This is a genomic window from Micromonospora sp. NPDC007230 (genome assembly GCF_042869115.1).
Lineage (GTDB): Bacteria > Actinomycetota > Actinomycetes > Mycobacteriales > Micromonosporaceae > Micromonospora.
Window position 1 is genome coordinate 24,884 of the sequence record NZ_JBIAFE010000018.1, and the last position, 23,774, is coordinate 48,657.

Annotated in this window: 20 protein-coding genes; 6 read left to right on the forward strand and 14 right to left on the reverse strand. The window is 74.3% G+C overall.

All coding sequences use genetic code 11. The features are described 5' to 3' along the window. Window positions 1-52 precede the first annotated feature (52 nt). From ACFYML_RS23745 to ACFYML_RS23755, 3 genes are read left to right on the forward strand one after another with little or no spacing between them, the layout of a single operon-like run. Window positions 53-292 (forward strand): acyl carrier protein, encoded by a 240-nt coding sequence (locus tag ACFYML_RS23745; protein WP_007072348.1) that lies wholly within the window; start codon window positions 53-55, stop codon window positions 290-292. Window positions 293-294: 2 nt separating this feature from the next. Next, on the forward strand, window positions 295-1,521 hold the full coding sequence (gene fabF / locus ACFYML_RS23750; RefSeq protein WP_357434886.1) for a beta-ketoacyl-ACP synthase II: 1,227 nt from the start codon (window positions 295-297) through the stop codon (window positions 1,519-1,521). 22 nt (window positions 1,522-1,543) lie between these two features. Further along, a complete protein-coding gene (locus tag ACFYML_RS23755; RefSeq protein ID WP_387422733.1) occupies window positions 1,544-2,965 on the forward strand; it encodes an acyl-CoA carboxylase subunit beta in 1,422 nt (473 codons plus the stop codon). Window positions 2,966-3,020: 55 nt separating this feature from the next. On the opposite strand, the gene ACFYML_RS23760 is transcribed toward ACFYML_RS23755, so the two are convergent. Beyond that, complete coding sequence (locus ACFYML_RS23760; RefSeq protein WP_387272426.1) at window positions 3,021-3,242, reverse strand: hypothetical protein; 222 nt, start codon at window positions 3,240-3,242, stop codon at window positions 3,021-3,023. Window positions 3,243-3,352: 110 nt separating this feature from the next. On the opposite strand from ACFYML_RS23760, the gene ACFYML_RS23765 reads away from it, so the two are divergent. Then, a complete protein-coding gene (locus ACFYML_RS23765; RefSeq protein WP_387422734.1) occupies window positions 3,353-4,063 on the forward strand; it encodes a class I SAM-dependent methyltransferase in 711 nt (236 codons plus the stop codon). 17 nt (window positions 4,064-4,080) lie between these two features. Here the strand turns inward: ACFYML_RS23765 and ACFYML_RS23770 are convergent, their stop codons facing one another. From ACFYML_RS23770 to ACFYML_RS23805, 8 genes are all read right to left on the reverse strand, one after another. After that, on the reverse strand, window positions 4,081-4,989 hold the full coding sequence (locus ACFYML_RS23770; RefSeq protein WP_387422735.1) for an ROK family protein: 909 nt from the start codon (window positions 4,987-4,989) through the stop codon (window positions 4,081-4,083). Then, the gene (locus ACFYML_RS23775; RefSeq protein ID WP_387422736.1) at window positions 4,986-6,443 is read right to left on the reverse strand and encodes a lyase family protein; all 1,458 of its coding nucleotides are present in this window, start codon (window positions 6,441-6,443) and stop codon (window positions 4,986-4,988) included. Before ACFYML_RS23775 ends, ACFYML_RS23770 begins: the two co-directional genes overlap by 4 nt. 58 nt (window positions 6,444-6,501) lie before the next feature. Beyond that, on the reverse strand, window positions 6,502-7,455 hold the full coding sequence (locus ACFYML_RS23780; protein WP_387422737.1) for an amidohydrolase family protein: 954 nt from the start codon (window positions 7,453-7,455) through the stop codon (window positions 6,502-6,504). Then, entirely contained in the window at window positions 7,452-8,279 is an 828-nt protein-coding gene (locus ACFYML_RS23785) for a creatininase family protein (RefSeq protein WP_387422738.1), read from the reverse strand. The genes ACFYML_RS23780 and ACFYML_RS23785 overlap by 4 nt, the downstream gene beginning before the upstream one ends. After that, a complete protein-coding gene (locus tag ACFYML_RS23790; RefSeq protein WP_387422739.1) occupies window positions 8,267-10,051 on the reverse strand; it encodes an ABC transporter permease in 1,785 nt (594 codons plus the stop codon). The genes ACFYML_RS23785 and ACFYML_RS23790 overlap by 13 nt, the downstream gene beginning before the upstream one ends. Continuing rightward, window positions 10,048-11,121, reverse strand: coding sequence for an ABC transporter ATP-binding protein (locus tag ACFYML_RS23795; protein ID WP_387422740.1), 1,074 nt, complete (start codon window positions 11,119-11,121; stop codon window positions 10,048-10,050). The genes ACFYML_RS23790 and ACFYML_RS23795 overlap by 4 nt, the downstream gene beginning before the upstream one ends. A gap of 125 nt (window positions 11,122-11,246) precedes the next feature. Further along, window positions 11,247-12,290, reverse strand: coding sequence for an extracellular solute-binding protein (locus ACFYML_RS23800; protein ID WP_073833744.1), 1,044 nt, complete (start codon window positions 12,288-12,290; stop codon window positions 11,247-11,249). A gap of 51 nt (window positions 12,291-12,341) precedes the next feature. Beyond that, window positions 12,342-13,505 (reverse strand): ROK family protein, encoded by a 1,164-nt coding sequence (locus ACFYML_RS23805; RefSeq protein ID WP_387422741.1) that lies wholly within the window; start codon window positions 13,503-13,505, stop codon window positions 12,342-12,344. A 408-nt stretch (window positions 13,506-13,913) separates the two neighbouring features. On the opposite strand from ACFYML_RS23805, the gene ACFYML_RS23810 reads away from it, so the two are divergent. After that, window positions 13,914-16,604 carry a sugar-binding protein gene (locus ACFYML_RS23810; RefSeq protein ID WP_387422742.1) on the forward strand — a complete coding sequence of 897 codons (2,691 nt, stop codon included), beginning with the start codon at window positions 13,914-13,916 and terminating at the stop codon, window positions 16,602-16,604. Window positions 16,605-16,646: 42 nt separating this feature from the next. Here ACFYML_RS23810 and ACFYML_RS23815 read toward each other — a convergent pair whose 3' ends face one another. The 4 genes from ACFYML_RS23815 to ACFYML_RS23830 all read right to left on the reverse strand — a co-directional run bounded on the left by ACFYML_RS23815 (window position 16,647) and on the right by ACFYML_RS23830 (window position 22,250). Continuing rightward, window positions 16,647-18,926 (reverse strand): hypothetical protein, encoded by a 2,280-nt coding sequence (locus ACFYML_RS23815; RefSeq protein WP_387422743.1) that lies wholly within the window; start codon window positions 18,924-18,926, stop codon window positions 16,647-16,649. Then, window positions 18,923-19,909, reverse strand: coding sequence for a glycosyltransferase family 2 protein (locus tag ACFYML_RS23820; RefSeq protein WP_387422744.1), 987 nt, complete (start codon window positions 19,907-19,909; stop codon window positions 18,923-18,925). Before ACFYML_RS23820 ends, ACFYML_RS23815 begins: the two co-directional genes overlap by 4 nt. 83 nt (window positions 19,910-19,992) lie before the next feature. Next, window positions 19,993-21,711 carry a glycoside hydrolase family 3 protein gene (locus ACFYML_RS23825; protein ID WP_387422745.1) on the reverse strand — a complete coding sequence of 573 codons (1,719 nt, stop codon included), beginning with the start codon at window positions 21,709-21,711 and terminating at the stop codon, window positions 19,993-19,995. 47 nt (window positions 21,712-21,758) lie between these two features. Continuing rightward, window positions 21,759-22,250 carry a DUF3145 domain-containing protein gene (locus ACFYML_RS23830; RefSeq protein WP_357434870.1) on the reverse strand — a complete coding sequence of 164 codons (492 nt, stop codon included), beginning with the start codon at window positions 22,248-22,250 and terminating at the stop codon, window positions 21,759-21,761. Window positions 22,251-22,574: 324 nt separating this feature from the next. Between ACFYML_RS23830 and ACFYML_RS23835 the strand changes: the two genes are divergently transcribed. Beyond that, a complete protein-coding gene (locus ACFYML_RS23835; protein ID WP_357434869.1) occupies window positions 22,575-22,904 on the forward strand; it encodes a hypothetical protein in 330 nt (109 codons plus the stop codon). A gap of 114 nt (window positions 22,905-23,018) precedes the next feature. On the opposite strand, the gene ACFYML_RS23840 is transcribed toward ACFYML_RS23835, so the two are convergent. After that, window positions 23,019-23,645, reverse strand: a complete 627-nt coding sequence (locus tag ACFYML_RS23840) for a carbonic anhydrase (RefSeq protein WP_387422746.1) — start codon at window positions 23,643-23,645, stop codon at window positions 23,019-23,021. Between the last annotated feature and the right edge of the window lie 129 nt (window positions 23,646-23,774).

Below are 23,774 nucleotides of genomic sequence, written 5' to 3' on the forward strand. Positions count from 1 at the left end.
GACCGGCGTCGCCGGCCGTCGAGTGAACCCCCGATGAGAGGAACCAACCGCAATGACCCGTGACGAGATCACCGCCGGCCTCGCCGAGATCCTCGAAGAGGTTGCCGGGGTGAACCCGGACGACGTGGCCGAGGGGAAGTCCTTCACCGACGACCTCGACGTCGACTCGCTCTCCATGGTGGAGGTCGTGGTGGCGGCCGAGGAGAAGTTCGGCGTCAAGATCCCGGACAACGAGGTGCAGAACCTCAAGACCGTCGGGGACGCCGTCAGCTACATCGAGGCGCAGTCCTGATCATGAGTCGCCCCGACGTCGTCGTCACCGGGCTCGGCGCGACGACCCCGCTCGGCGGGGACGTCGCGTCGACCTGGGACGCCATGCTCGCCGGCCGCTCCGGGGTGAGTGCGCTCACCCAGGAGTGGGCGGCGCAACTGACGGTCCGGATCGCGGCGCAACTCGCCGTGGAGCCCACCGAGGTGCTCGACCGGGTCAAGCTGCGCCGGCTGGACCGGTCCGAGGCGATCGCGCTCATCGCGGCCCAGCAGGCCTGGGCCGACGCCGGGCTGGCCGATTCCGGGCTCGACCCGGAGCGGCTGGCGGTCAGCGTCGGCTCCGGCATCGGCGGGGCCACCACCCTGCTCGCCCAGGACGACATCCTGGAGGCGTCCGGCCCGCGGCGGGTCTCCCCGCACACCGTGCCGATGCTGATGCCGAACGGCCCGGCCGCCTGGGTGGGGCTGGAGCTGGGCGCCAAGGCCGGGGTGCACTCGGTGGCCAGCGCGTGCGCGACCGGCGCGGAGGCGATCGCGCTCGGCCTGGACATCATCCGCTCCGGCCGGGCCGACGTGGTGGTGGCCGGCGGCACCGAGGCGGTCATCCACCCGCTGCCGATCGCCGGTTTCGCCTCGATGCGGGCCATGTCGACCCGCAACGACGAGCCGGAGAAGGCCTCCCGGCCGTGGGACAAGGGCCGCGACGGCTTCGTGCTCGGCGAGGGCGCGGGCGTGGTGGTCCTGGAGCGCGCCGACCACGCCGCCGCCCGCGGCGCCCGGGTGTACGCCCGGCTCGCCGGCGCCGGCATCACCTCGGACGCGTACGACATCGTGCAGCCGCACGCCGAGGGCGAGGGCGCGATCCGCGCAATCGGGAAGGCGATCGCGGACTCGGATGTCGCCAAGATGGATATCGTGCACGTCAACGCGCACGCCACCTCCACGCCGGTGGGCGACATGCTGGAGATCGGCGCGCTGCGCACGGCGCTGGGCGACCATCCCGTGCTGTCGGCCACCAAGTCGATGACCGGGCACCTGCTCGGCGCGGCCGGGGCGCTGGAGTCCATCGCCACCATCCTGGCCATCCGCGACGGGGTCGTGCCGCCGACGATCAACCTCGACGACCCGGACGACGGCCTCACCCTGGAGGTGGCCGCCCACAAGGCACGGCACATGGAGATCCCCGCCGCGCTGAACAACGCGTTCGGTTTCGGCGGGCACAACGTGGCTCTCGTCTTCACGCGGGCCTGACCCCTCTGCCTGGGAGGCACCAGTGACCACGACCGCCGTCAGCGCGGACAGCTCGACGGTGGACCACCGGGATCCGGAGGTCCGCCTCCGGGCGCTGTTCGACGCCGGCTCGCTGCGCCTGCTGGCGCCGCGGGACACCTCCGGCGTGCGCTACGCGCGGGGGGAGATCGACGGTACGCCGGCCATCGCGTACGCCACCGACGCCACGAAGATGGGCGGCGCGATGGGTGCCGACGGGTGCCGGCACATCGTGGACGCCATCGACACCGCCGTCCGGGAACGGGTGCCGGTGCTCGGCCTCTGGCACTCCGGCGGAGCCCGGCTGGCCGAGGGTGTGGTCGCCCTCGACGCCGTCGGCCAGGTCTTCGCGGCCATGGTCCGGGCGTCCGGCCGGGTGCCGCAGATCTCCGTGGTGCTCGGGCCGGCCGCGGGTGGCGCCGCGTACGGTCCGGCGCTGACCGACGTCGTGGTGATGAGCGGGGCCGGCCGGATCTTCGTCACCGGCCCCGAGGTGGTCCGCAGCGTCACCGGTGAGCAGGTCGACATGGCGCGGCTGGGCGGTCCCGAGCCGCACGGCCGGCGCTCCGGTGTGGTGCACGTGACCTGCCAGGACGACGAGGAGGCGCTGGCCGAGTCGCGCAGGCTCGCCGCGCTCCTCGGCCGCCAGGGGCGGCTCTCGCCGGACGACGTGGCCACCGGCGACGAGGGGCACGACCTCGCCGCGAAGATGCCGGCCGAGGCCAGCCGGGCGTACGACGTGCGGCCGGTGGTCAAGGCGCTGCTCGACGCTCCGGGCGTGGAGCTGCACGCCAAGTGGGCGCCGAACATCGTCACCACGCTCGGCCGCTTCGCCGGTCGCACGGTCGGTGTGATCGCCAACAACCCGCTGCGGCTGGGTGGCTGCCTCGACGCGTCCAGCGCCGAGAAGGCCGCCCGCTTCGTGCGGATGTGCGACTCGCTCGGGGTGCCGCTGATCGTGCTGGTCGACGTCCCCGGCTACCTGCCCGGCCTAGGCCAGGAGTGGGACGGCGTGGTCCGGCGCGGGGCGAAGCTGCTGCACGCCTTCGCCGAGGCGGTGGTGCCGCGGGTGACGCTGGTGACCCGCAAGGCGTACGGCGGCGCGTACATCGCGATGAACTCCCGCTCGCTGGGGGCGACCGCGGTGTTCGCCTGGCCGAACGCGGAGGTCGCGGTGATGGGCGCGAGCGCGGCGGTGAACGTCCTGCACCGCAAGAAGCTGGCCGCCGCTCCGGTCGAGGAGCGGGAGGCGCTGCGCGCCCAGCTGATCGAGGAGCAGATCCGGGTCGCCGGTGGCGTCAACCGGGCGCTGGAGATCGGCGTGGTGGACGAGGTGATCAAGCCGGCGGAGACCCGGCGGCGGATCGCTGAGGCCCTCGCCGCGGCGCCGGCCGCCCGGGGCGCGCACGGCAACATTCCGCTGTAACCACCGGTCGTACCGTCAGGGTCCGCGCTCATCCGGGCGCGGGCCCTGATGTTTCTCAGCTCCGGTTGCGGGGGTGCTGGCGGGCGGTCCGCTCGTTGCCCCGACGGTAGTTGCCGGTCCACCGGGCCATCACCAACTGCGGGTCGTCCTCGACCTCGGCCAGGAACTCCGCCGCGCGGCCGCCGCGCAGCGTGGCGGCCACCCGGCCGTGGTGCGTGATCACGACGGAGCCGTCGGCCCGCTCGAGGTAGCGGAAACCCTGCGCCTGCTGTCCCATGGCCACCCAGCCTGCCAGCGCCCAGCGCGGCGCCGCACCCGGTTTTGCGACCGCCCCGGGCGGCGAGGCGACTAGGGTGAGGGCGGCCGAGACGTGTCGAGGAGCACGCCGTGGACGCGACCGAGATCCGCAAGCTCGCCGCGCTCGAGGACACCCACTGGTGGTACCGGGAGCGGCGGGCCCTGCTGGGCCGGGCGCTGCGGCGGCTGGCGGCGGCCGGGGTGCGCCCGGAGCGGGCGCTGGACATCGGCGCCGCCGGCGGCGGCAACACCCGGGTGCTGCGGGCGCACGGCTGGCGGCCGCTCGCCCTGGAATACAGCGCGGCGGGCGCCGGGCTGGCCCGCGAGCGGGGCCTGGCCGTGATCCGGGCCGACGCCCGGCACCTGCCGGTCCCCTCCGCCAGCCTGGGTCTGGTGGTCGCCTTCGACATCCTGGAGCACTTCGACGAGGACCACCTGGCCGCCGCCGAGATCCGCCGGGCCCTACGCCCGGGCGGGACCGCGCTGATCGCGGTGCCGGCCGACATGCGGCTCTGGTCGGCGCACGACGTGGCCGTCGGGCACGTCCGCCGCTACGACCGGGCCGGGCTGCGGGCGGTGGTGGCGAAGGCCGGGCTGGCGGTGGACGAGTTGTGGAGCTGGAACGTGCTGCTCCGGCCGGTCGCGGCCTGGCGGCGGCGCCGATCCGCCGGCAGCGACCTGGACCACCTGCGCCCCGCGGTCAACCGGGGACTGCGCGCGATCATCACCGCCGAGCGGTACCTGCCGGTGCGGTCGCTGCCCGGCGTCTCGCTGATGCTGCGCGCCCACCGCCCGGCCTGACCGGCCGGAGCACCGGGTCAGCGGGGCGCGGGCACCGCCTCGCGGGCCAGGGTGAGCGCGCCGAGCAGCGCGGCGTCGTCGGCGAACCGGGAGAGCACCACGTCGGGCCGGTGCGGCAGCACCTCGTTGAGCCGGTCGACCAGCAGCCCGCGGATCAGCGCGCTGCGGGCCACCCCGCCCACCAGCACCACCCGTTGCGGGTCGAGCAGCAGGCAGCAGGTGACCAGGTGTCGGGCCACCTCGTCGACCCGGGCGGTCAGCGCGTCGCGCGCCGCCCCGGGGCGCTCCGCCGCGTCGGCGAGCCCGGCCGCCCCGCCCGGCACGCCGAGGTCCTCGGCGAGCCGGTCCAGCGCCCGGCCGGAGAAGTCCAGCTCCAGCATGGTGCCCGGCCAGGGGCCGCCGGCCACGGCGTAGCCGATCTCGCCGGCCGCCCCGCGGTGTCCGGCCAGGACGGTCCCCCCGACCGTCACGGCGGCCGCCACGCCGGTGCCGATGCCCACCACCAGGCCGGGGTCGGCGTCCCGCAGCGCGCCCAGCCGCAGCTCGGCCAGGGCGGCGGCGTTCAGGTCGTTGTCCACCGCCACCCGGGCGACGCCGAGCGCGTCCCGGACCGCGTCGGCCAGCCGCAGCCGCTCCCACCCGGGCACGTTGGGGGCCAGGTCGATGCCGTCCGGACGGACCACGCCGGGCGAGGCGACCCCGGCCGCGACGAGCGGTCCACCGACCTCGGCGACCAGCTCCGCGGCGAGGTGCAGGGCGCGCTCCAGCGCCTGCGGCGCGCCCTGCTCGGCGTGCGTGGGGACCCGGCGGTGGGCCAGCAGGCGCCCCTCGGAGTCGGCCACCCCGACGGCCATCTTGGTGCCACCGAAGTCGATGCCGAGCAGCTGCCCGCCGGTCCGGGTGGACCCCGCGAGCCCCACGCTCACCGGGCCACCAGCTCGGCGGCGACGGCGTCCAGCGCGTCGTCGGCCCGGCGGAGCCGGTCGCGCACCGCCGCCAGGCGGTCGGCGACCCCCTCGAACGCGACGCGCAGCGTAGCCACCTGGGCGCGGACCGCGGCGGCGCCCGGCCCGTCCACCTGAGCCCGGTTCAGCACCAGGTCGGGACGGACGGCGGCGGCGATCAGGTCGGCGACCGCGGCGTCGTCGAGCGGGCCGGTCAGCCCCTCGGCCGCGGCCCGGACGCCCTCGGCGGTCCAGGTGTCCGGGCCACCGGCCCGGACCAGCCGGCCGACCACCGAGTGGGCGGCCCGGAACGGCACCCCGTGCCGGGTCAGCGCGTCGGCCGCGGCGGTGGTGGTGGCGCCGGAGGCGACGATCTCCTCCCGGCTCGGCGGCGACAGCGGCTCCACCTCGGCCAGGAAGCCGCCGACCAGGGCGAAGAAGCGCTCCGCCCGGTCGTTGCTCTCCCAGAGCCGGACCTGCACGTCGGTGGTGGCGTTGTTGGAGTCCTCCCACCAGGCGGCGCCGACGTTGTTCAGCACCGAGGCGGCGTCCGCCGCGGCCGCGCCGGCGTACGAGACCAGGTGCTCCAGCACCACCGGGTTGCGCTTCTGCGGCATGATGCTGCTGCCCTGGGTGAAGTCGCCCGGCGTGGTGACCCACTGCCAGCTCAGCCAGTCCATCAGGGTACGGGCCAGGCGGGCCCCGGTGGCCAGCGCCTGCGCGTTGAGGGTGCCGACGCGGACCAGGTGGTCGGCGCCGGCCACGGCCTCGTACGAGTTGGTCACCAGGCCGGCGAACCCGAGCAGCTCCGCCACCCGGGCCGGGGCGATGTCCAGGTCGGTGCCGGCGAACGCGCAGGAGCCCAGCGGCGAGACGTTGAGCTGGTCGATCAGGTCGGCGTAGGCGGCCGCCTCGCCGGCGAGCGCCTCGGCGTACCCGGCGAGCGCGTGCCCGATGGTGGTCGGCTGGGCCGGCCGGCGGTGGGTGTAGCCGGTGATGACCACATCCGCGTACCGGTCGGCGCGGTCCAGGGCGGTCCGGCCGGTGGCCAGCACCCGGTCCAGCACCCCGAGGAGCTGGTCCCGCAGCAGCGTCCGGAACACCCCGGCGTCCAGGTCGTTCCGGCTCCGGGCCAGCTGCACGTCGAGCTCGGCGGTGGGGATGCCGCACGCCTCGGCGAGCCGCTTCTCCAGCAGGTAGTAGGTGTCCTCGAAGCTGCCGTCGTACGCCGGCGTCGGGGTGGTGTCGGTGCGCAGGACGGCCAGCCCGCGCAGCAGCCGGGCACCCCGCTCGGCGGGGATCAGCCCCTGCTCGGTCAGCATCACCACGTGCGCCTGGCTGGCCCGGACCATCGCCGGATACAGGTGGCCCACGTGGTGGTCGTAGGTGGGCGCCAGGTGGTGCCGCTGGTAGGTGGTCAGCGGGGATGTGCTCATGACGGTTCCTTCCAGTCCGCGGGCGGGCGGTGAGCCGCCCCGGTGCGGGTTCGGCCGGTCAGTCGGTCAGGCCGAGCAGCCGTTCGGCGTTGCCGGCGAAGATCGCGCGTAGGTGGTCGTCGGGCAGGCCCAGCTCCCGGCAGACCCGGAGCTGGTCGTCGAGGTAGCGGGTGACGTAGCCGCGCGGGAACCAGGACGAGTCGCTGCCGAAGACGATCCGGTGCGGGCCGATCGTCTCGTAGCAGCGGCGGAACAGGTCCTCCAGGGTCAGCTTGTACGGCATCCACCGCACCCACTGATTGGAGCCCGACGTGTCGACGTGGATGTTGGGGCAGCCCCAGGCGGCGAAGAAGAGCTCCTGCACGTGCTGGACACCGAAGTGCGGCACCACCACGGCCAGTTCCGGGAAGCGCCGGGCCATCCGGGCCAGCTCGTCCGGGCCGCCGTACCGGCCAAAGCTGAGGCCGCCGGCGCTGCCGTAGTGCCCGATGTGGATCAGGACGGGCACGCCGAGTCGCTGGGCGGTGCCCCAGAGCGGGTCCAGGTCCTCGTGGTCGAGCGGGCCGCGCAGCAGCGGGGCGAACAGCTTCAGCCCGCGCAGGCCGCGCTCGCTCACCGCGCGTTCCAGTTCCCCGGCGGCGTCCGGGCCGTAGGGGTCGTGGTGGGCGAAGCCGAGCAGCAGGTCCGGGTGGCGGTCGACCACGTCGGCGAGGGTGTCGTTGCCGCCGCCGGTCACGAAGACAGCCTTGCGGATGTTGACCGCGCGCAGTTCGTCGGCCCAGCGGTCGGCCTCGTCCTGCCAGCGCTCGGCGGGCGGCTCCGGGTCGGGGAAGGCCCACGCCTGCCGCCACTGCCGGGCGTACGGCGCGGAGCCGGCGGCCCGGACCGCCCGCTCGTGCTCCCCGCCGGGGTGCATGCCGGCCGCCTGCTCGCAGGCGTGGATCGTCTCGTCCGCGCCGATCCGGAAGTGCAGGTGGAAGTCGACGACGTCCAGTCCCCGGTCGACGGTCATAACGCTCCTTCGGGCAGTGGGTCGGCGGTGGGCGGCGCCGGCGGTGGGGCGGCCACCCAGGCGGCGACGACCTCCCGCAGCCGCTCCCCGGCCAGCGCGCGGACCCGCCGGCCGGCCTCCTCGCTGGCCAGCGAGACGTGCCCGGACCAGCCCTGCCAGGGCTCGGGGCGCGACTCCACGAGCACGTACGGGTGGGGCACCGGCAGTTTCGGCCGCGGCGGCAGGTCGGTGGCGGCGTCGAGGCGTACCGCGCCGGGGTCGAAGCCGAGCACCCCGGAGGTCTCGTACGCCCCACCGTGCCCGCGGGCCGGCGGCGCGCCGTAGATCTCCGCGGTCTCCGCCGGGTTGACCAGCTGGAACCAGTTGACCAGCAGCAGGCTGGCGGTGCGCCGGCCGGAGACCCATTCCATGGCGGCCCGGACCGTGGACATGTTCGCGTCGTGGCCGTTGACCACCAGCAGCCGGGGGAAGCCGGCGGCGACGATGCCCTCGATCACGTCGGCGAGGTAGCCGACCGCGATCTCCGGCCGGATCGCCACCGTCCCCGGCCAGGGCCGGGTCTGCCCTGGGCAGGCGGCGTACGCGACGGCGGGGAAGAGCACGCCGCGTGGCCCCGGTTCGTCGCGGGCGGACTCGCCGGCGAAGCCCTCGGCGAGGATCAGGTCGGTGCCGAGCGGCAGGTGCGGACCGTGCCATTCGACCGCGCCGACCGGGAGCACCGCGAAGTCCGCCGCCGCGGCGACCGCGGCGAGTTCCCCGCCGGGGACCCGGGCGGCGGGAAGCAGTCCGCCGCCCGCCGGCCAGCGGTCCGTCACGCCGTCCACTGCGCCGCCTCCCGGCTGGCCTTCGGGCCGCTCTCCAGCCGGCCGGAGACCACCATCACCACGAAGATCAGCACGACCTGGAGCATGCCGTACGCGGCGGCGGTGCCCACCTCGAACGAGTACATCCGGTTGTTGATCTCGACGGAGATCGGCGCGGTCTCCGAGGTGTAGATGAGCACCGAGGCGACGAACTCGCCGACCCCGTGCACGAAGGCGAGCAGCGCGCCGGCCAGCACGCCCGGCAGCATCAGCCGCAGGGTGACCGTGCCGAACGCCCGCCACCAGGACGCGCCGAGGTTGCGGGCGGCCTCCTCCAGCGACGGGTCGAGTTGGGCCAGCGTCGCCGAGCTGGAGCGGAACACCAGCGGCAGGAACCGCACGAAGTACGCCAGCGGCATGATCCAGAAGGTGCCGATCAGGACCTGGCCGAAGCTGAACGCGTTGCCGGTGCTGAACGCCGAGATCAGGTTGATCGCCACCACCGTGCCGGGCAGCGCCCAGGCCAGCATGACCGCCACGTCGAGCAGGCCGCGGCCGCGGAAGTCCAGCCGGCGCACCGCGTACGCGATGAGCACGCCGACCACCACGCAGGCGACCGTGGCGATCAGGCTCATCTGCAGCGAGTTGACGATCGGCCGGTACGCCCCGGCGTCTGTGAAGATCGTGACGAAGTTCCGCATGGTGTACGCCGAGGGGATCACCTCGGTCGTCCACGAGCCGTCCTGCGAGAACGCCACCAGCGCGATCGTGCCCACCGGGGCGAGCAGCACCAGGGTGCCGAGCAGCGAGGCGAGCAGGGCCAGCCACCGGCCGAACGGGTTGGTGAGCTCGCGACGGTGCGAGGCGACGCCCTTGGACTGGGAGCGGTAGCTGCGCCGCCCCTCGTACCAGCGCATGCCGAGCAGGAACAGCACCGACACCACGCCGAGCACCGAGGCGTACGTGGAGGCCATCGGCAGGTCGCCGTTGGTGCGGTTGATGTAGATCTGCATGGTCATCGTCTGGTCCACCCCGAACAGCAGCGGAGCGGTGTACGACGCCAGCGAGGTCATGAAGACCAGCAGCGAGGCAGAGACCAGCGCCGGGGTGAGCATCGGCAGCAGCACCGTGCGCCAGACCCGGAGCCGGCCGGCACCCAGGTTGTACGCGGCCTCCTCCACCGATGGGTCCATCCCGACCAGCGCGGCCGAGGTGGCCAGGTAGAAGAACGGGTACATGGTGAACGTGTGCACCACCAGCACGCCGGCGATGCCGGTGAACGGCAGCACCGGGCTCTCGGTGCCGAACAGGTGCTGCAGGCCGCGCGGCAGGATGCCGGTCTCGCTGTAGAGCAGCTGGAACGAGATCGCCCCGATCAGCGGCGGCAGCGCGGCCGGCACCAGGATGATCGCCTCGATCAGCCGGCGGCCCGGGAACGAGAAGCGCTTGAGCAGGAACGCCATCGCCACGCCGACGATGCCGCAGAGCACCACGCTGGCCGCCGAGATCACCAGCGAGGTGACCAGCGAGGAGCGGGCCACCCCGTCGCCGGTGAGGAAGACGGTGTAGTTCGCCAGGCCGTCCACCCCGACGCTCTCGGCGAAGGTGGCGAACATCGGCTGGACCACGTACCCGAAGAGGATCAGCGCCAGCGGGAAGACCAGGACGTACGGGAACCAGGGTGAGTTGGCGCCGCCGGCGAACCGCCGGGACCGGCGGGCCCGCGGCGGCGTCGGCTCCTTGGTGACCGGCGGGACGGTGGCCGCGCCGGGGGTGGCGGGGATGGTGCTCATGGACGCACCACCCACATCCGCTCCCGGGGCAGCCGCAGCCCGACCTGGTCGCCGACCGCCAGGCCGGCGGGTACGTCGATGGCGGTGACCTGCACCGGCTCGCCGGCCACGTCGACCAGGAGGTTGGTGGACATGCCGGTGAACTCCAGCTCGATCACCCGGCCGGACAGCGCGCCGGCCTCGGTGGCCGAGGCGAGCCCGATGTGCTCGGGCCGGACGGAGACCAGCGCGGTGGCGTTCTCGCGCAGGCCGTGCTCGGCCGGCGCGGCCACGGTCACCTGGTCGCCGCCGGGCAGCGCGACGGTGACGGTCTGCGCGCCGGCGGTGGCCACCGGCAGGCTGAGCACGTTGCTGCGGCCGATGAACCGGGCCACGAACGCGTTCGCCGGCCGGTGGTAGATCTCCTGCGGCGCACCGATCTGCTGGACCCGGCCGGACTCCATGACGGCGATCCGGTCGGACATCGCCATCGCCTCGGCCTGGTCGTGGGTCACGTAGATGGAGGTGGTGCCGGCCTCCCGCTGGATCCGGCGGATCTCCACCCGGGTCTCCTCGCGCAGCTTGGCGTCGAGGTTGGACAGCGGCTCGTCGAGCAGCAGGGTGCGCGGGCGGATCACCAGGGCGCGGGCCAGCGCGACCCGCTGCTGCTGGCCGCCGGAGAGCTGGTCGATCCGGCGGTCGCCGTAGCCGGCGAGGTGCACCTGGCCCAGCGCCTCCTCGACCCGCCGCCTCGACTCGGCCCGGCCGACCTTGCGGATCTTCAGGCCGTACGCGACGTTCTGCGCCACGGTCATGTGCGGGAAGAGCGCGTAGTTCTGGAACACCATGCCGGTGTCGCGCTTGTTCGGCGGCCGGTGGGTGACGTCCTCCTCGCCGAAGCGGATCCGGCCCGAGGTGGGGAAGTAGAAGCCGGCCACCATGCGCAAGGTGGTGGTCTTGCCGCAGCCGCTCGGGCCCAGCAGGGTGAAGAACTCACCCGCGGCGATCCTGATGTCGACGTCGTCGACGGCCGCAGTGTCGCCGGCGCGCGCGAATCGCTTGCTCACCGACTCCAGCGTGACATCGATCATGATGTCTCTCCTTGCGTCCGGTTACCGGGTCTGACCGGTGGTGGGGTGGGGCCAGACCCGGTCTGGCGGCGTGCGTGGCAGGGGGCGGGGTGCCGGGCGCGAGGTCGCACCCGGCACCCCGGTGATCAGCCCTTGTTCTTGATCTGGCTGTTCCAGTGGTTGATCCACTCGGTCTCGTTCTTGCCGATCACGTCCCAGTCGACGTCCAGCGGCTTGAGGTTGAGCTGGTTCAGCCACTCCGGCTTCTCGGCGATGTCCACGGCCGGGATCTGGAAGTAGTCCTTGGCCAGGTCGGCGCGGAGCGAGTCGTCGAAGAGGAACTCGATGAACTTCTGCGCGCCGGTGGTGTTGCCGCCCTTGACCGCGGCCAGGCCGTCGACCAGGACCGGGGCGCCGGAGGCCGGCATCACGTACCCGAAGGGCATGTTGGACTGGTTGGCCTGGAGCAGGATGTCCTGCAGGTTCCAGGCGCTGAGGACGCCCTGCTGGCGGGACATCTTCAGGTAGAGGTCGGTCGGGTTGGCCGCGTACGCGCCGGTGTTGGCGTCGAGCTTCTTCAGCCAGTCGTAGCCCGGCTGCGGGTTGCTGCCGTCCGGCGACTGCCGCTGGATCATCGAGGCGTAGATCGACCGCATCGTGCCGGAGGCGGCCACGTCCCGGATGATGATCTTGTCCTTCCACTCCGGCTTCAGCAGGTCGTCCCAGTCCTTCGGGGCCTGCTCCGGGGTGAGGGCCTTGTTGTTGTACATGATGACCTCGGGCAGCAGGATCTCGCCGAACCAGCGGCCCTCCGGGTCCTTGTACTTGGCGTCCATCTTGCCGGCGAACGACGGCTGCCAGGGATTGAGCAGGCCCTCGGTGGCCCCGGCGGCCAGCCCCTGCTGGGTGCCGCCCCACCAGACGTCGGCCTGCGGGTTGGCCTTCTCGGCCCGGACCCGCTCCAGGATCTCCTGCGCGCCGAGGTTGAGGACCTCGACCTTGCCCTTGTACTCGGGGTACTTGGCGGTGAACTTGTCGACGACGAAGGTGGCGACCTTCTTGTCGCGGGCCGTGTAGATCGTCAGCTTCTCGGTTTCGCCGGCGGCCTTGTCGGTCGAGCCGCCACCGCAGGCGGTGCCGGCGGCGAGGACGGCGGCGAGCGCTCCGGCGAGAAGAAGTCGGCGTCTCATGGGGTACCTCCGAGGGATGTGGGGGAACTGCGTTGTTCTGAAGGGAAGGGTCTAGGGGGCGGGTAGCAGGGTGGACAGGCCCGCGGCGGCGGCGGAGAGGGCGTAGCTGACCGCGCCGTGCAGCACGGCCCGGTCGCCGAGGACCGCCCGGCGGACCTCGGTCTGGCTGGGTGCGGCGGCCGACACCAGGGCCTGGAGCCGGTCGACCGCGGCGTCGTCCAGCTCGGCGGCGGCCCCGCTGAGCAGGACCCGGCCGGGGTCGACGACGCAGGCGCAGGAGACGATGAGGCGGGACCAGGCGGCCAGCACCTCGTCCAGGTACGCGGCGGCCAGGTCGTCGGCGGCAGCCAGGTCCACCAGGGCCCGTACCGGCGACTCGGGCCGGCGGCCCGGGGCCAGGGACACCACCTTCTCGGCGATGGCGCTCTCCGACCAGCGGGCCTCGAACGGGCCGATCCCGTCGTGGCCACGGTCGGCCGGGTCGAGGGGCAGGAAGCCCACCTCGCCGGCCGCCCCGCCGGAGCCCCGGCGGACCTGGCCGTCCAGCACCAGGCCGGCCCCGATGCCGTCGGCGACGTGCAGCAGGAGCAGGTCGGCCACGTCCGTGCCGGCGCCGGCCGCGTGCTCGCCGGCGGCCATCAGGTTCACGTCGTTGTCGACCACCACCGGCACCCCGAGCCGCTGCCGCACCGACTCCCCTATCGGCCGCCCCTCCACCAGGCCGACCGAGGGGGCGAGCCGGACCGCACCGCCGGAGGAGACGCCGGGGGCGGCGATGGCCACCCCGCGCAGCGCGGGCAGGCCGTCGCCGGCCAGGTCGGGCACCGCCGTGCAGATCAGGTCGACGATGTCGCCGATGAGCCGCACGGTCCGGTGCGCCACCACGCCGCCGTCGCTGTCGGCGATCTCGCAGCTGATCCGGGACGGCTCCAGCGAGACGGCAGCGACCAGCTCGGCGCGGGGGTTGAACTCCAGCATGGCCCGCGGCCGGCCGGCCCGGGACGCGCCGGGTCCGCGCTCGATCAGATAGCCCTCGGCGATCAGGTCGCGGACCAGCGGGGTGAGCGTGGCCGGGCTCAACCCGGTGAGCTCGGTCAGCTCGGCGCGGGAGAGCACCCGCACCTGGCGGGCGGCGGAGATCACGGAGAGCCGCTTGATCTCCTTCGACCGCTCCCGGCTCACCGGGCTCGTCGGTGGCGTCACCACGTCAGTCACACTTCCTTCCTACGGCGAACGAATTATTGAGTCAAGTAACGAATGGGTCTCGGCCACCCGACGCGACCGTGATGAGCAGCGGAAATGTCGACGAACCGGTCGACACTTCCCGGCGTGGAGCAAGATCCAGACCGTCCATGGCGGCGAATTACTTTCTTCCGCAAATTAAGAAAGATCTTGCACAGCATTGACGAGCCGCCGCGCCGGTCCCTAGCGTCACCGAGCGAAGGCCTTCCAGTGTGTACGGAGTCCCGTACCGCTGCGTACCCGGCGGCCCGGGGTGCCCGTCGGCACCCACCGTCCCGCCGCCCACCGCCCACCGTCCGAAAGCGACCACCACGTCGACGCCGGCCCGCGTCCGACGTCGCTGGCGGCTGCCCGGACCTCGGCCCAGTCGGAAGGATCCGCATGCGACGCAAGACGTTCCTGCTACCCACGGCGCTCGCCCTGGCCCTCTCCGGGGTCCCGGGCGTGGCCCTCGCCGCGCCCGCGCCCGCCCCACCCGCCGTCGACCTCGACGTGCTCTTCGTCAGCGCCCACCCCGACGACGAGGCGGGCAGCCTCGCGACCCTGGGCCAGTGGAAGGAGCGGTACGGCGCGAAGGCCGGCGTCGTGACCATCACCCGCGGCGAGGGCGGCGGCAACGCGGTCGGCCTCGAGGAGGGCCCGCCGCTCGGCATCATCCGCGAGCGCGAGGAGCGCACCGCGATCGGCCGCGCCGGGGTGGAGAACCTGTACAACCTGGACCGGGTCGACTTCTGGTACACCGCCTCGGCTCCGCTCTCCGAGCGGATCTGGGGGCACGACGACACCCTCGCGCAGATCGTGCGGGTGATCCGGCAGACCCGGCCCGAGATCGTGCTGACGATGAACCCGTCACCCACCCCTGGCAACCACGGCAACCACCAGCAGGCCGCCCGGTTCGCCGCGGAGGCGTTCCACGCCGCCGCCGACCCGAACGCCTTCCCCGAGCAGCTCACCAAGGAGGGCCTGAAGCCGTTCCGGGCGGCGAAGTTCCTGCGTACCGGCGGCACCGGCAGCTCGTCCGCCGGTCCGGCGTGCGCGTCGAGCTTCGTCCCGACGGTGCCGACCGACCAGGTCTTCGGCGTCTGGGAGGGCACCCCGAGCCGCACCGGGAAGACCTGGGCCGAGATCGAGGTGGACGCCCGCCGCGACTACGTCACCCAGGGCTGGGCCGGTACCGCCGCCGCCCCGACCGATCCGGCCAAGATCCGCTGCGACTTCTACACCCTGGTCGACAGCCGGGTCCCGTACGACCCGGCGGACACCTCCCCGGAGGCGATCCTGCGCGGCTCGGTGCTGCCGGCCGCGCCCGGCGGGCTGCCCCAGGGCACCGAGCTCTACCTGACCACGGACCGGTTCGACCTCGCCCCGGGCGAGACCGTCGAGGTGACCGCGCACGTCCGGGCCCCCCGCGACCGGGCGCTGACCCAGCCCCGGGTCACCCTCCGGCTGCCCGAGGGCTGGACCGCCACCGGGTCCGGCACGCTGCGCGGCGCGGTGCCGGCGGGCCAGGAGCAGACCGCCACCTTCACCGTCACCGTGCCGGCCGCCGCCGACACCAACCAGCAGCGGCTGCTCGGCGCGACCCTGACCACCGGGCAGGGCGTCGGGCGTACCGACCGGGCGGTGCGGGTGGTCGCCGACGTGCGCGGCACCCTGGAGCCGCTGCCCGAGGTGGGGATCTTCCGGGACTGGGCCGGCGACGGCGGCTACCCGCAGCTGGACACGCTGATCAAGCCGGTGCTCACCATCGGCTCGGGGCAGCGCCGGTCGGTCCGGGTGGATCTGCGCAACCACGGCCAGGTCGCCCAGCGCGGCCAGGTCACGCTCGGCCTGCCGGCGGGCTTCAGCGCCGACGCGGCCACCAGGAGCTATCCCGAACTGGCCCCCGGCGCGACCGGCGCGGTGACCTTCACCGTCACCAACACCGACGCCACCCTGCCCACGGCCAACGAGGGCGGCACCGACGGCGACTACGGGATCACCATCACCACCACCAGCGCCGCCGGCAGCACGGTCGAGACCGGCGCCCTGGAGATCGTCCCGATCAGCGAGGTGCCGCACGCCGGGGCCGGGCACGCGGTGGACGGGGTGGCCGCCCCCGGCGAGTACCCCGGCCCGGAGCTGGACCTCTCCCGGATCTGGGAGGGCGAGCCCACCACGGCGCGGGACGCCTCGGCGACCGGCCGGATCGCCTGGACCGAGGACGCCGTGAAGGTCTTCGTGCAGGTCACCGACGACGTGCTGGGCCGCAAGGTGGTGCCGCAGGACTGCAAGCGGCAGCGCCGCACCGACAGCGTGGAGATCATCATCGACCCGAAGGGGAACTCGGCGGACACCTCCACCGCTTTCAAGGCCGGCATCTTCCCGGTCACCGACGACCCGGCCAACGGCGACCCACCATGCTGGCAGCGGGACGCCGACAACCGGCAGGGGCCGGGCGCGACGACCGCGCCGGGGATGACCGTGGTCAGCAAGGTCAGCGCGCCGTACACCGGCTACACCATCGAGGCGAGCATCCCGTTCGCCGTGCTGCCGGACGCCGTCGACCCGGCCCGGATGGGCTTCAACGTGCTGGTCTACGACTCGGACACCCAGGACCTGACCTCCCAGTCGCGGCTGGGCTGGTCCACCTTCACCGGCGTACGGGCCGACCCGTACCGGTACGGCCTGGTCACCCTGCCCGGGTACACCCCGCCGGCCCGCCAGCCCAGCGCCCCGGTGTTCCCGGACACCGCCGCGCGCAGCGTCCACAGCCCCCAGACCATCGCGCAGGCGGCGACGGACGGGATCGCGCCGGCGGCCGTGCCGCGGCTGCCGGTGGGCACCCTGCGGCTCACCGACGCCCGCGCGGTCGCCGACGGCGTCTCGGTCACCCTGCGGGCCGACCGGGCCGGCACCACCTACCTGTACGGCTGGGACGGTGACCGGTCCACCGGCGACCGCACCGTGGCCCTGACCGCCGGCTCGCCGGTGACCGTGGTGGTACCGGTAACCGCCCGTACGCCGACCTCGCTGCTGGCCGCGTTCGAGGCGGACGGCGCGGCGCTCGCCCAGGCGGTCCCGCTGGGCTGAACCGACCGGACGGGCCCCTTGTTCGACAAGGGGCCCGTCCGTTCACCGCAGGCGGTAGACCGCCATCCGGGAGTTCGCGAACCGCAGGTCGGCGAGGCGCCGCAGGTCGGGTGCCTCCGGGGCGACCTCCCGGTCGACCACCAGCCAGCGGACGCCGTACCGGTCACGCAGGGCGGCCAGGCCGGCGGCGGTGGGTGCGGTGAAGGCCGTATCGTTGGCGCGCTGCCGGGCCGCGTCCCAGAACGGCGCGTACGGGCCCTGCGGCCGGCCGACCATCCGGGGCGCGAACGCCCACCCCTCCACCAGCACCGAGCGCTCCGCGTAGCCGCTGAGCCAGAACGAGCGGGCGTCACACCGGCCGTCCACCACGGCCCGGCAGTGCACGTTGGTGGCGAGCACGTCGGCCGGGTCGCTGTGCGCGTGGACCCAGCGGGCCGCCTCGACGCGCGAGGCGGGCATCGCCACCACCGGGTACGCCCCGCCGTTCGGGTACGTCCGGGTCGCCGCGGCGTCCAGCACCAGACCCGGCGCCCCGGCGACCAGCACGGCGGTGAGCAGCAGCAGCCCGCCCCGGCCGGCCAGCCCCGGCCAGCGCCCGCACAGCGCCGGCCAGTACAGGGCCACCACCAGCGCCAGCAAGGCCAGCGCGCCGGCCCACCAGAGCAGCGGCAGCACCGGGGCGTACGCCGGGCTGGCGGGCGTGCTGATCGCCGAGCCGAGCTGAACCGCGGTGAGCAGCACCGCGAACCCGGCCGCCCCGGCGCCGAGCAGCCGCCGGCCCCGGGCGGAGAGAGCGGCCCGGTCGGCCACCTCGATCCAGCCCCACGCGGACAGCAGCACCCCGAAGACGAACCCGGTACGGGTGAAGTACTGGTTGCTGCTGCCCGGGTGGCCGACGGCCAGATAGATCGCCGGCCCGGCGAGCGCGCCGCCGAGCAGGAACACCTGCACCGGCTCCAGCCGCCACCGGCGGTGCCGCAGCAGGGCCAGCAGGCCGGCCAGCCGGAGCTGGAGGTTGAGCAGGAACGCCACCGCCACCGCCGCCCACACCAGCACGGTGACCGCCGCCGGACGTCCGGTCGGCACGTACGGGCGCAGCCCGGAGAGCGGGTCGAGCATCACCCCGTGGCTCTCGAAGGCGAACAGCACGGCGGTGGCGAAGAGCTGCGCGGCCAGGGTCAGCCCGGCGGCGACCAGCACGGCCCGGGGCAACCGGCGGCGGACCAGCAGCGCCAGCGCGGCGGTCCCCGCGAGTGCGGCCAGCACCACGGGCAGCGAGCTGGCCTTCGCGCCGGTCGACGCGGCCAGGAAGAGCACCACCAGCGCCCAGGCGCCCCGGCCCAGCGCCGGTACGCGCACCCCGCGGGCCCGGCCGACCAGTTCGCCGAGCGCGGCGATCAGCGGCAGCAGCAGCACCCAGCTGTACGTCATCGACGGGCTGCCCCAGACGACGAAGGTGGCCTGGGTGCCGAAGAGTTGCCGCCAGCCGTTCTCGAAGCCGAACTCCCCGACGGTGAACATCAGCGCGGCGGCCACCACCCCGGCGTACGGGCGGCCGGTGAGCCGCCAGCCGACGACGGCGACCAGCACGGCGGCAAGCGCACAGAGCGCGGGTACCCCGAGCCGGAAGAAGACCGTCGGCAGGTCGACGCCGCTGACCAGGCTGGTGGCGGCCAGGTGGGCGAAGCCGAACCAGTGGTAGTGCAGGGGTTCCCCGGCGGCCTGCGGCAGGTCCGGCGGGACCTGGTGGGTGGCCGCCCCGGCGAGGGAGAGCTGGAATGCCAGGTCGAGATACTGGGCCTGGCCCTCGTCGCGGGGCAGCACCGGGTTGACGGCGAGGAACGAGAAGTACAGGTAGAGGGTGAAGCCGGCGACCACCCCGGCCAGCGACCACGCCCAGCCGGTCGGCGCGACGGTGGCGTAGCGCACCCGCCAGTGCCGGCGCAGCCGGGGCACGACGGCGAACGGCAGCAGCACGGCGAGCGGCCACAGCCGCAGCCAGCCGGGCACGCCCAGGGCGGTGAACGCCGCCCAGGCGGCCAGCTCCAGCACCAGCCCGACGGCCGCGCCCAGGGCCAGATCCTCGATCAGGGTGTGCGGCCGGCGGCGCAGCGCGCGGAACACCAGCGTGCCGGGGAGCAGCACGGCCAGCAGCGCGTACCCGGTCCAGCGGGCGAGCGCGGCGACCGGGGTACCGGCCACCAGCAGCACGGCGGCGACGAACGCGTACCCGGCCACGGCCGGGGCGTGGCGCAGGGCGGCCGGGCGGCGGCGCGGCGCCACGGCCGACGGGGCGAGACCGCCGCCGGCGAGGGCGGTCACCGCAGGCTGTCGGCCAGCTCGGCGGAGTCCGGGCGGGCCGGCTCACCGCCGGCGCTGTCGCTGGCCACCGCGTACGCCGGCCGGCCCTGCACCGCCGTGTAGATCCGGGCCACGTACTCGCCGAGCAGCCCGAGGCAGAGCAGCTGCACCGCGCCGAGGAAGAGCATCGCTACGTAGAGCGAGGGCCAGCCGGTGACCGTCGCGCCGGCGAACCAGGCCAGCACCGCGACCACCACCAGCACGCCGCAGAGCGCGACCCCGACCAGCCCCAGCCAGGTGGCCACCCGCAGCGGGGCGGCGGAGAAGCTGGTGACGCTCTCCGCGGCCAGCCCGGCCATCCGGGACAGCGGGTACTTGGTCCGCCCGGCGGCGCGTTCCCGCCGCTCGTAGGCGACCTCGCCGCTGGCGAAGCCGAACCAGGGCACCACCAGCCGGAGCACCGGGCTGCGCTCCGGCAGCGCCCGCAGCGCCTCGACCACGGCCCGGCTGAGCAGCCGGAAGTCCCCGGCCTGGGCGGGCACCTGCGCGCCGACCAGGTGCCGGACCAGGCGGTAGTAGCCGGCCGCGGTCCACCGCTTGAACCGGGAGTCCCGGCTCCGGTCGGCCCGGACGCCGTAGACCACGTCCAGGCGGTCGGCGCGGGCCCGGCGGAGCATCTCGACGATCACCTCGGGCGGGTCCTGGAGGTCGGCGTCGATGCTGACCACGTAGCCGCCCCGGGCGCGGAGCAGCCCGGCGACCAGGGCCGCCTGGTGACCGCTGTTGCGGCGCAGCCGCAGCACCCGCAGTTCGGGCCAGCCGGCCCGCAGCGCCGCCAACCCCGCCGCGGTGCCGTCGGTGCTGCCGTCGTCGACCGCCACCACCTCGTACGCCTCGCCGAGCCCGTGCAGCACGCCGCGCAGCCGCGCGGCGAGCAGTGGCAGGACGGCCGCCTCGTTGAACATCGGCACCACCACGGAGAGCGCCGGCTGAGGTACGGTCACGGCCCCTCCGTTCCTGCGGCGGACGGCCCGACGCTACCAGTCGGACTGGTCGCGAACGGCCGGTTCAGGGCCGTCGACGCAGGTCAGCTGCCGCAGGCGGTGGCGGGCAGCCCGGTCACCGGCACCGGGGACCGGCCGGTGGGGCGGGCCTTGCCGGCGAGCACCCCGGCCAGGGCGGTCAGCGACGCCCGGCTGGACGAGTAGGTCGCCAGCAGCGTCGGCGACTTCGCGTCGGCCAGCACGTACGGGGTGTCCATCGCCACCGTCACCGCCGCGTCCGCCCGCAGGTCGTCGGCGCTGTCGCCGTACCCGACGAGGTGCACCACGGTGCCGCCGCGCGGCAGCACCCGGACCCCGGCGGCGGTGAGCGCCTGGGTCAGCGCGGCGCGGCTGCGGTCCCGTCCGGCGGAGGAGGTGACCGTGACCGGGCCGGCCACCGGGGCGCCGCACCGGCCGCGCAGCAGGGTGACCGCCGCGGCGGCCAGGTCGGTGGCGGCCTTGCGGTGCTCGGCGCCGGCCAGCGTCGACAGGTCCGGGGCCGGCCGGTCGGCCAGTTTGAACTTCATGGTCAGCACCCGGGTGACCGCCTCGACCAGGCGGGCCCGGGGCAGCGAGCCGTCGCGGAGCGCGGCCAGCAGCCCGTCGTACGCCTGGCCGACGTTCGGGGTCATCAGGATGAGGTCGTTGCCGGCGTTGAGTGCCCGGACCGCGGCCTCCCCCGGCGACCACCGCTTGGCGGGCGCCATGTTCATCCCGTCCGTGACCACCACGCCCGGGAAGTGGAACTGGCCGCGGAGCACGTCGGTGAGGAGCTTGCGGGAGAAGGTGGCGGGGGTGCCCGGGTCGACCGCCTGCACGTCGAGGTGAGCGGACATCACCGCCAGCGCGCCGGCGTCGATCCCGGCGCGGAACGGCGGGAACGCGGTGCGGTCCAGCTCGGCGCGGGACTGGGTGATGACCGGGAGATCCTTGTGCGAGTCGTCGGCGCTCAGGCCGTGGCCCGGGAAGTGCTTCACGGTGGCGGCCACGCCGGCGGCCTGCAGCCCCCGGACCGCGCCGGCCACCTGGTCGGCGGCGTTCTGCGGGTCCGCGCCGAAGGAGCGGGAGCCGATCACGGTGCTCCGGGTGGCCAGCACGTCGGCGACCGGGGCGAAGTCCATGTTGATCCCCATGGCGGCCAGCTCGGCGCCGGCGGCCCGCCAGGCGGCCTCGGTCAGCGCCGGCTTCCCGGCCGCGCCGGCCGCCATCGGGCTGGGCAGCAGGGTCACCCCGTCGGTGATCCGGGTGACCACGCCGAACTCCTGGTCGGTGCCGATCAGGAAGGGGGCCGGGCCGGCGGGGAGCTGCCCGGCGGCCGCCCGCAGCCCGGTGGTCAGCTCCCGGACCTGCTTCGGATTGTCGACGTTGGTGGTGGCCTGGTTGCCGGAGGTGGGGTCGTCGGCGCTGAAGCCGACCAGGATCACCCCGCCCAGCCGGTACTTCGCCACCATCGCCGCCGGGGTGTCGACCCCGGCCAGGGCCTGGTTGCCGGCGGCCGACCCGGGCGAGACCTTGGTCGCGGAGCTGCCGTACGCGTACGGCATCAGCACCTGGCCGACCAGGTCCTCGTCGGCCAACGTGCGGACCAGCGCCGCCGCCCGGGCCGCCGGGTCGTCGGCGGACGGGGTCGGCGCCACGGTCGACGGGGGCGGGCTCTCCGCCGCGGCGATCCGCGGGCCCCTCGGCTGGTTCGCGCAGCCGGAGACGAGCAGCGCGGTCAGTGCGGCGAGCGCGACGAGGGCACGTCGAGGGGTGGTCGACATCCGCCCATCCCACCAGTTCCCCCCGTACCGGGGCAACTTGACCTTTGTCAGCCCACCCGGGTGAGCAGGGTCACCGGGGCGCCGTCGCCGGCGTACCGGTACGGCTCCAGTTCGGCGTCCCAGGCGGTGCCGAGCGCCTTGTCGAGGGCGTGCGCGAGCGCCTCCGGGGCCCGGGCGGACGCCATGATGCTGCGCAGCCGGTCCTCGCCGAGCTGGATGTCACCGGCCGCGCCGACGGTGGCCCGGAACAATCCCCGCCCCGGGACGTACATGAAGCGCTCGCCGTCGACGCCCGGGCTCGGTTCCTCGGTCACCTCGAAACGGATCATGGGCCACTGCCGGAGGGCAGCAGCCAGCTCGGCGCCCGTCCCCGGGCTACCGGTCCACCCGCACTCGGCGCGCCGGGCGCCGGGATCGACGGGCTGGGCCGTCCACTGCAGGTTGACCGGCGCGGCGAGGACGCGCGCGATCGCCCACTCGACGTGCGAGCACACGGCGAGCGGGGTCGAGTGGACGTATACGACGCCACGCGTTGGCACGGTGACCTCCCGGAGAGCGAGGTGCGTCTTCCCCTACGACCTCGTCCACCCGAGTGGTGTCCGTAACACATGATGACCGCTGTGACGGATGGTGCGCCAGCGAATCGGAAAATTCGCCGCGCCGGATTGGCGGAAATACCCGGGCGGCTGACCCCGTTGACCCTCCTGACGGCGCGATGACCAGCCAGGCATCGAGGTCGTGTACAGTTCTCTGGGCGGTTCTGTGCCGCCGCACATCTTCGCGGGCCGACGCTCACCAGGGCGTCACCCGCAACAGCCCCCGGACGTTTCAGTCCCTCCCGTACGTCTCCAAGGAGTACCTCCGTGGCGAGCAACACCTCTAAGACCGCGCGCGCCTCAGTCCGGGCCGGCCAGGCTGGCCAGGGTGGCGCCCTCAGCGTGCTGGGCGAGTTCAAGTACCTCATCCCGCTCAACGGCGGCAAGCACGCCTACGTGCGCAACCTGACCAACGGCAAGACCGAGCGCCTGCGCACCGACTCCGAGGCCTTCATCGAGGAGATCCGGACGCTGGCCGCCGCCGGCCACGCCGCCAAGGTCCGCGCCGAGATCAACAACCTCGCGGCCGACTACCCGGACCACGGCTGGGACAAGACCGAGAAGCGTCTCGTCGAGGCCGGTGTCTTCGAGGGCTGAGTCCCGCACCGCGACACCACGAACCGCCCGCCGGGTGACCCGGCGGGCGGTTCGTCGTTTCCGGACCCTGATGGCTGATGCGACCTCGGCCCGAGGCGTCGCCGGACCAGGCCGCTACTCCGCCAGCAGTGCGACGTCGCCGGTGGCCAGGTCGTAGAGGGCGCCGACCACCGCGACCCGCCCGGCCGCGACCGGGCCGGCCAGCAGGTCGTCGGCGCGCAGCGCGGCCACCGTACGCCGGACGTGCCGGCGGACGGCCCGCGGGTGGGCGGACGGGTCGTCCGCGCCGACCTCCCGGACCGCCGGGGCGATCTGGTCCACCACGTACGCCAGCGAGCCGCCCGGCCGCTCGCCGGTGCGCAGCGCCTCCACCGCCGAGCCGACCGCCCCGCACCGCTCGTGTCCGAGCACCATCACCAGCGGCACGCCGAGCTGCCCCACCACGTACTCGATGGAGCCGAACACCGCGCGGTCCAGCACGTGCGCCCCGGTGCGGATCACGCAGATCGAGCCGAACGTCTGGTCGAAGATCGCCTCCAGCGGCACCCGCGAGTCGATGCAGCCCAGCACCACCGCGTACGGCTGCTGGTCGCCGGAGGCGACGGCCGCGGCCGCAGTGACGTCGTGGCCGTGCACCGGCTGGCCGCTGACGAACCGACGGTTGCCGGCCAGCAGCTCGGCCAGGGCGGTACGCGGCGTCCGGGCAGCTCCGGCGGCCGGTGTCGGGCTGGGCGGCGGCATGCCCTCCAGCCTGGTCGCTGATCCGACCGTGCGGGGGGAGGTCGGGAATCTTCTCCGCGACGCGGTTGGCGTGCTGTCATGGCGGGTAGCCGGTTGTTACCGCCGGGTTACGCCGGTGTGTGAACATCG

Bases quoted from the DNA above. Each gene is read 5' to 3' on its own strand.
- fabF (WP_357434886.1), top strand. From the start codon at position 295: ATGAGTCGCCCCGACGTCGTCGTCACCGGGCTCGGCGCGACGACCCCG.
- ACFYML_RS23745 (WP_007072348.1), top strand. From the start codon at position 53: ATGACCCGTGACGAGATCACCGCCGGCCTCGCCGAGATCCTCGAAGAG.
- ACFYML_RS23760 (WP_387272426.1), bottom strand. From the start codon at position 3,242: ATGGGACAGCAGGCGCAGGGTTTCCGCTACCTCGAGCGGGCCGACGGC.
- ACFYML_RS23825 (WP_387422745.1), bottom strand. From the start codon at position 21,711: ATGTCGACCACCCCTCGACGTGCCCTCGTCGCGCTCGCCGCACTGACC.
- ACFYML_RS23790 (WP_387422739.1), bottom strand. From the start codon at position 10,051: ATGAGCACCATCCCCGCCACCCCCGGCGCGGCCACCGTCCCGCCGGTC.
- ACFYML_RS23775 (WP_387422736.1), bottom strand. From the start codon at position 6,443: ATGAGCACATCCCCGCTGACCACCTACCAGCGGCACCACCTGGCGCCC.
- ACFYML_RS23810 (WP_387422742.1), top strand. From the start codon at position 13,914: ATGCGACGCAAGACGTTCCTGCTACCCACGGCGCTCGCCCTGGCCCTC.
- ACFYML_RS23795 (WP_387422740.1), bottom strand. From the start codon at position 11,121: ATGATCGATGTCACGCTGGAGTCGGTGAGCAAGCGATTCGCGCGCGCC.
- ACFYML_RS23840 (WP_387422746.1), bottom strand. From the start codon at position 23,645: ATGCCGCCGCCCAGCCCGACACCGGCCGCCGGAGCTGCCCGGACGCCG.
- ACFYML_RS23780 (WP_387422737.1), bottom strand. From the start codon at position 7,455: ATGACCGTCGACCGGGGACTGGACGTCGTCGACTTCCACCTGCACTTC.
- ACFYML_RS23800 (WP_073833744.1), bottom strand. From the start codon at position 12,290: ATGAGACGCCGACTTCTTCTCGCCGGAGCGCTCGCCGCCGTCCTCGCC.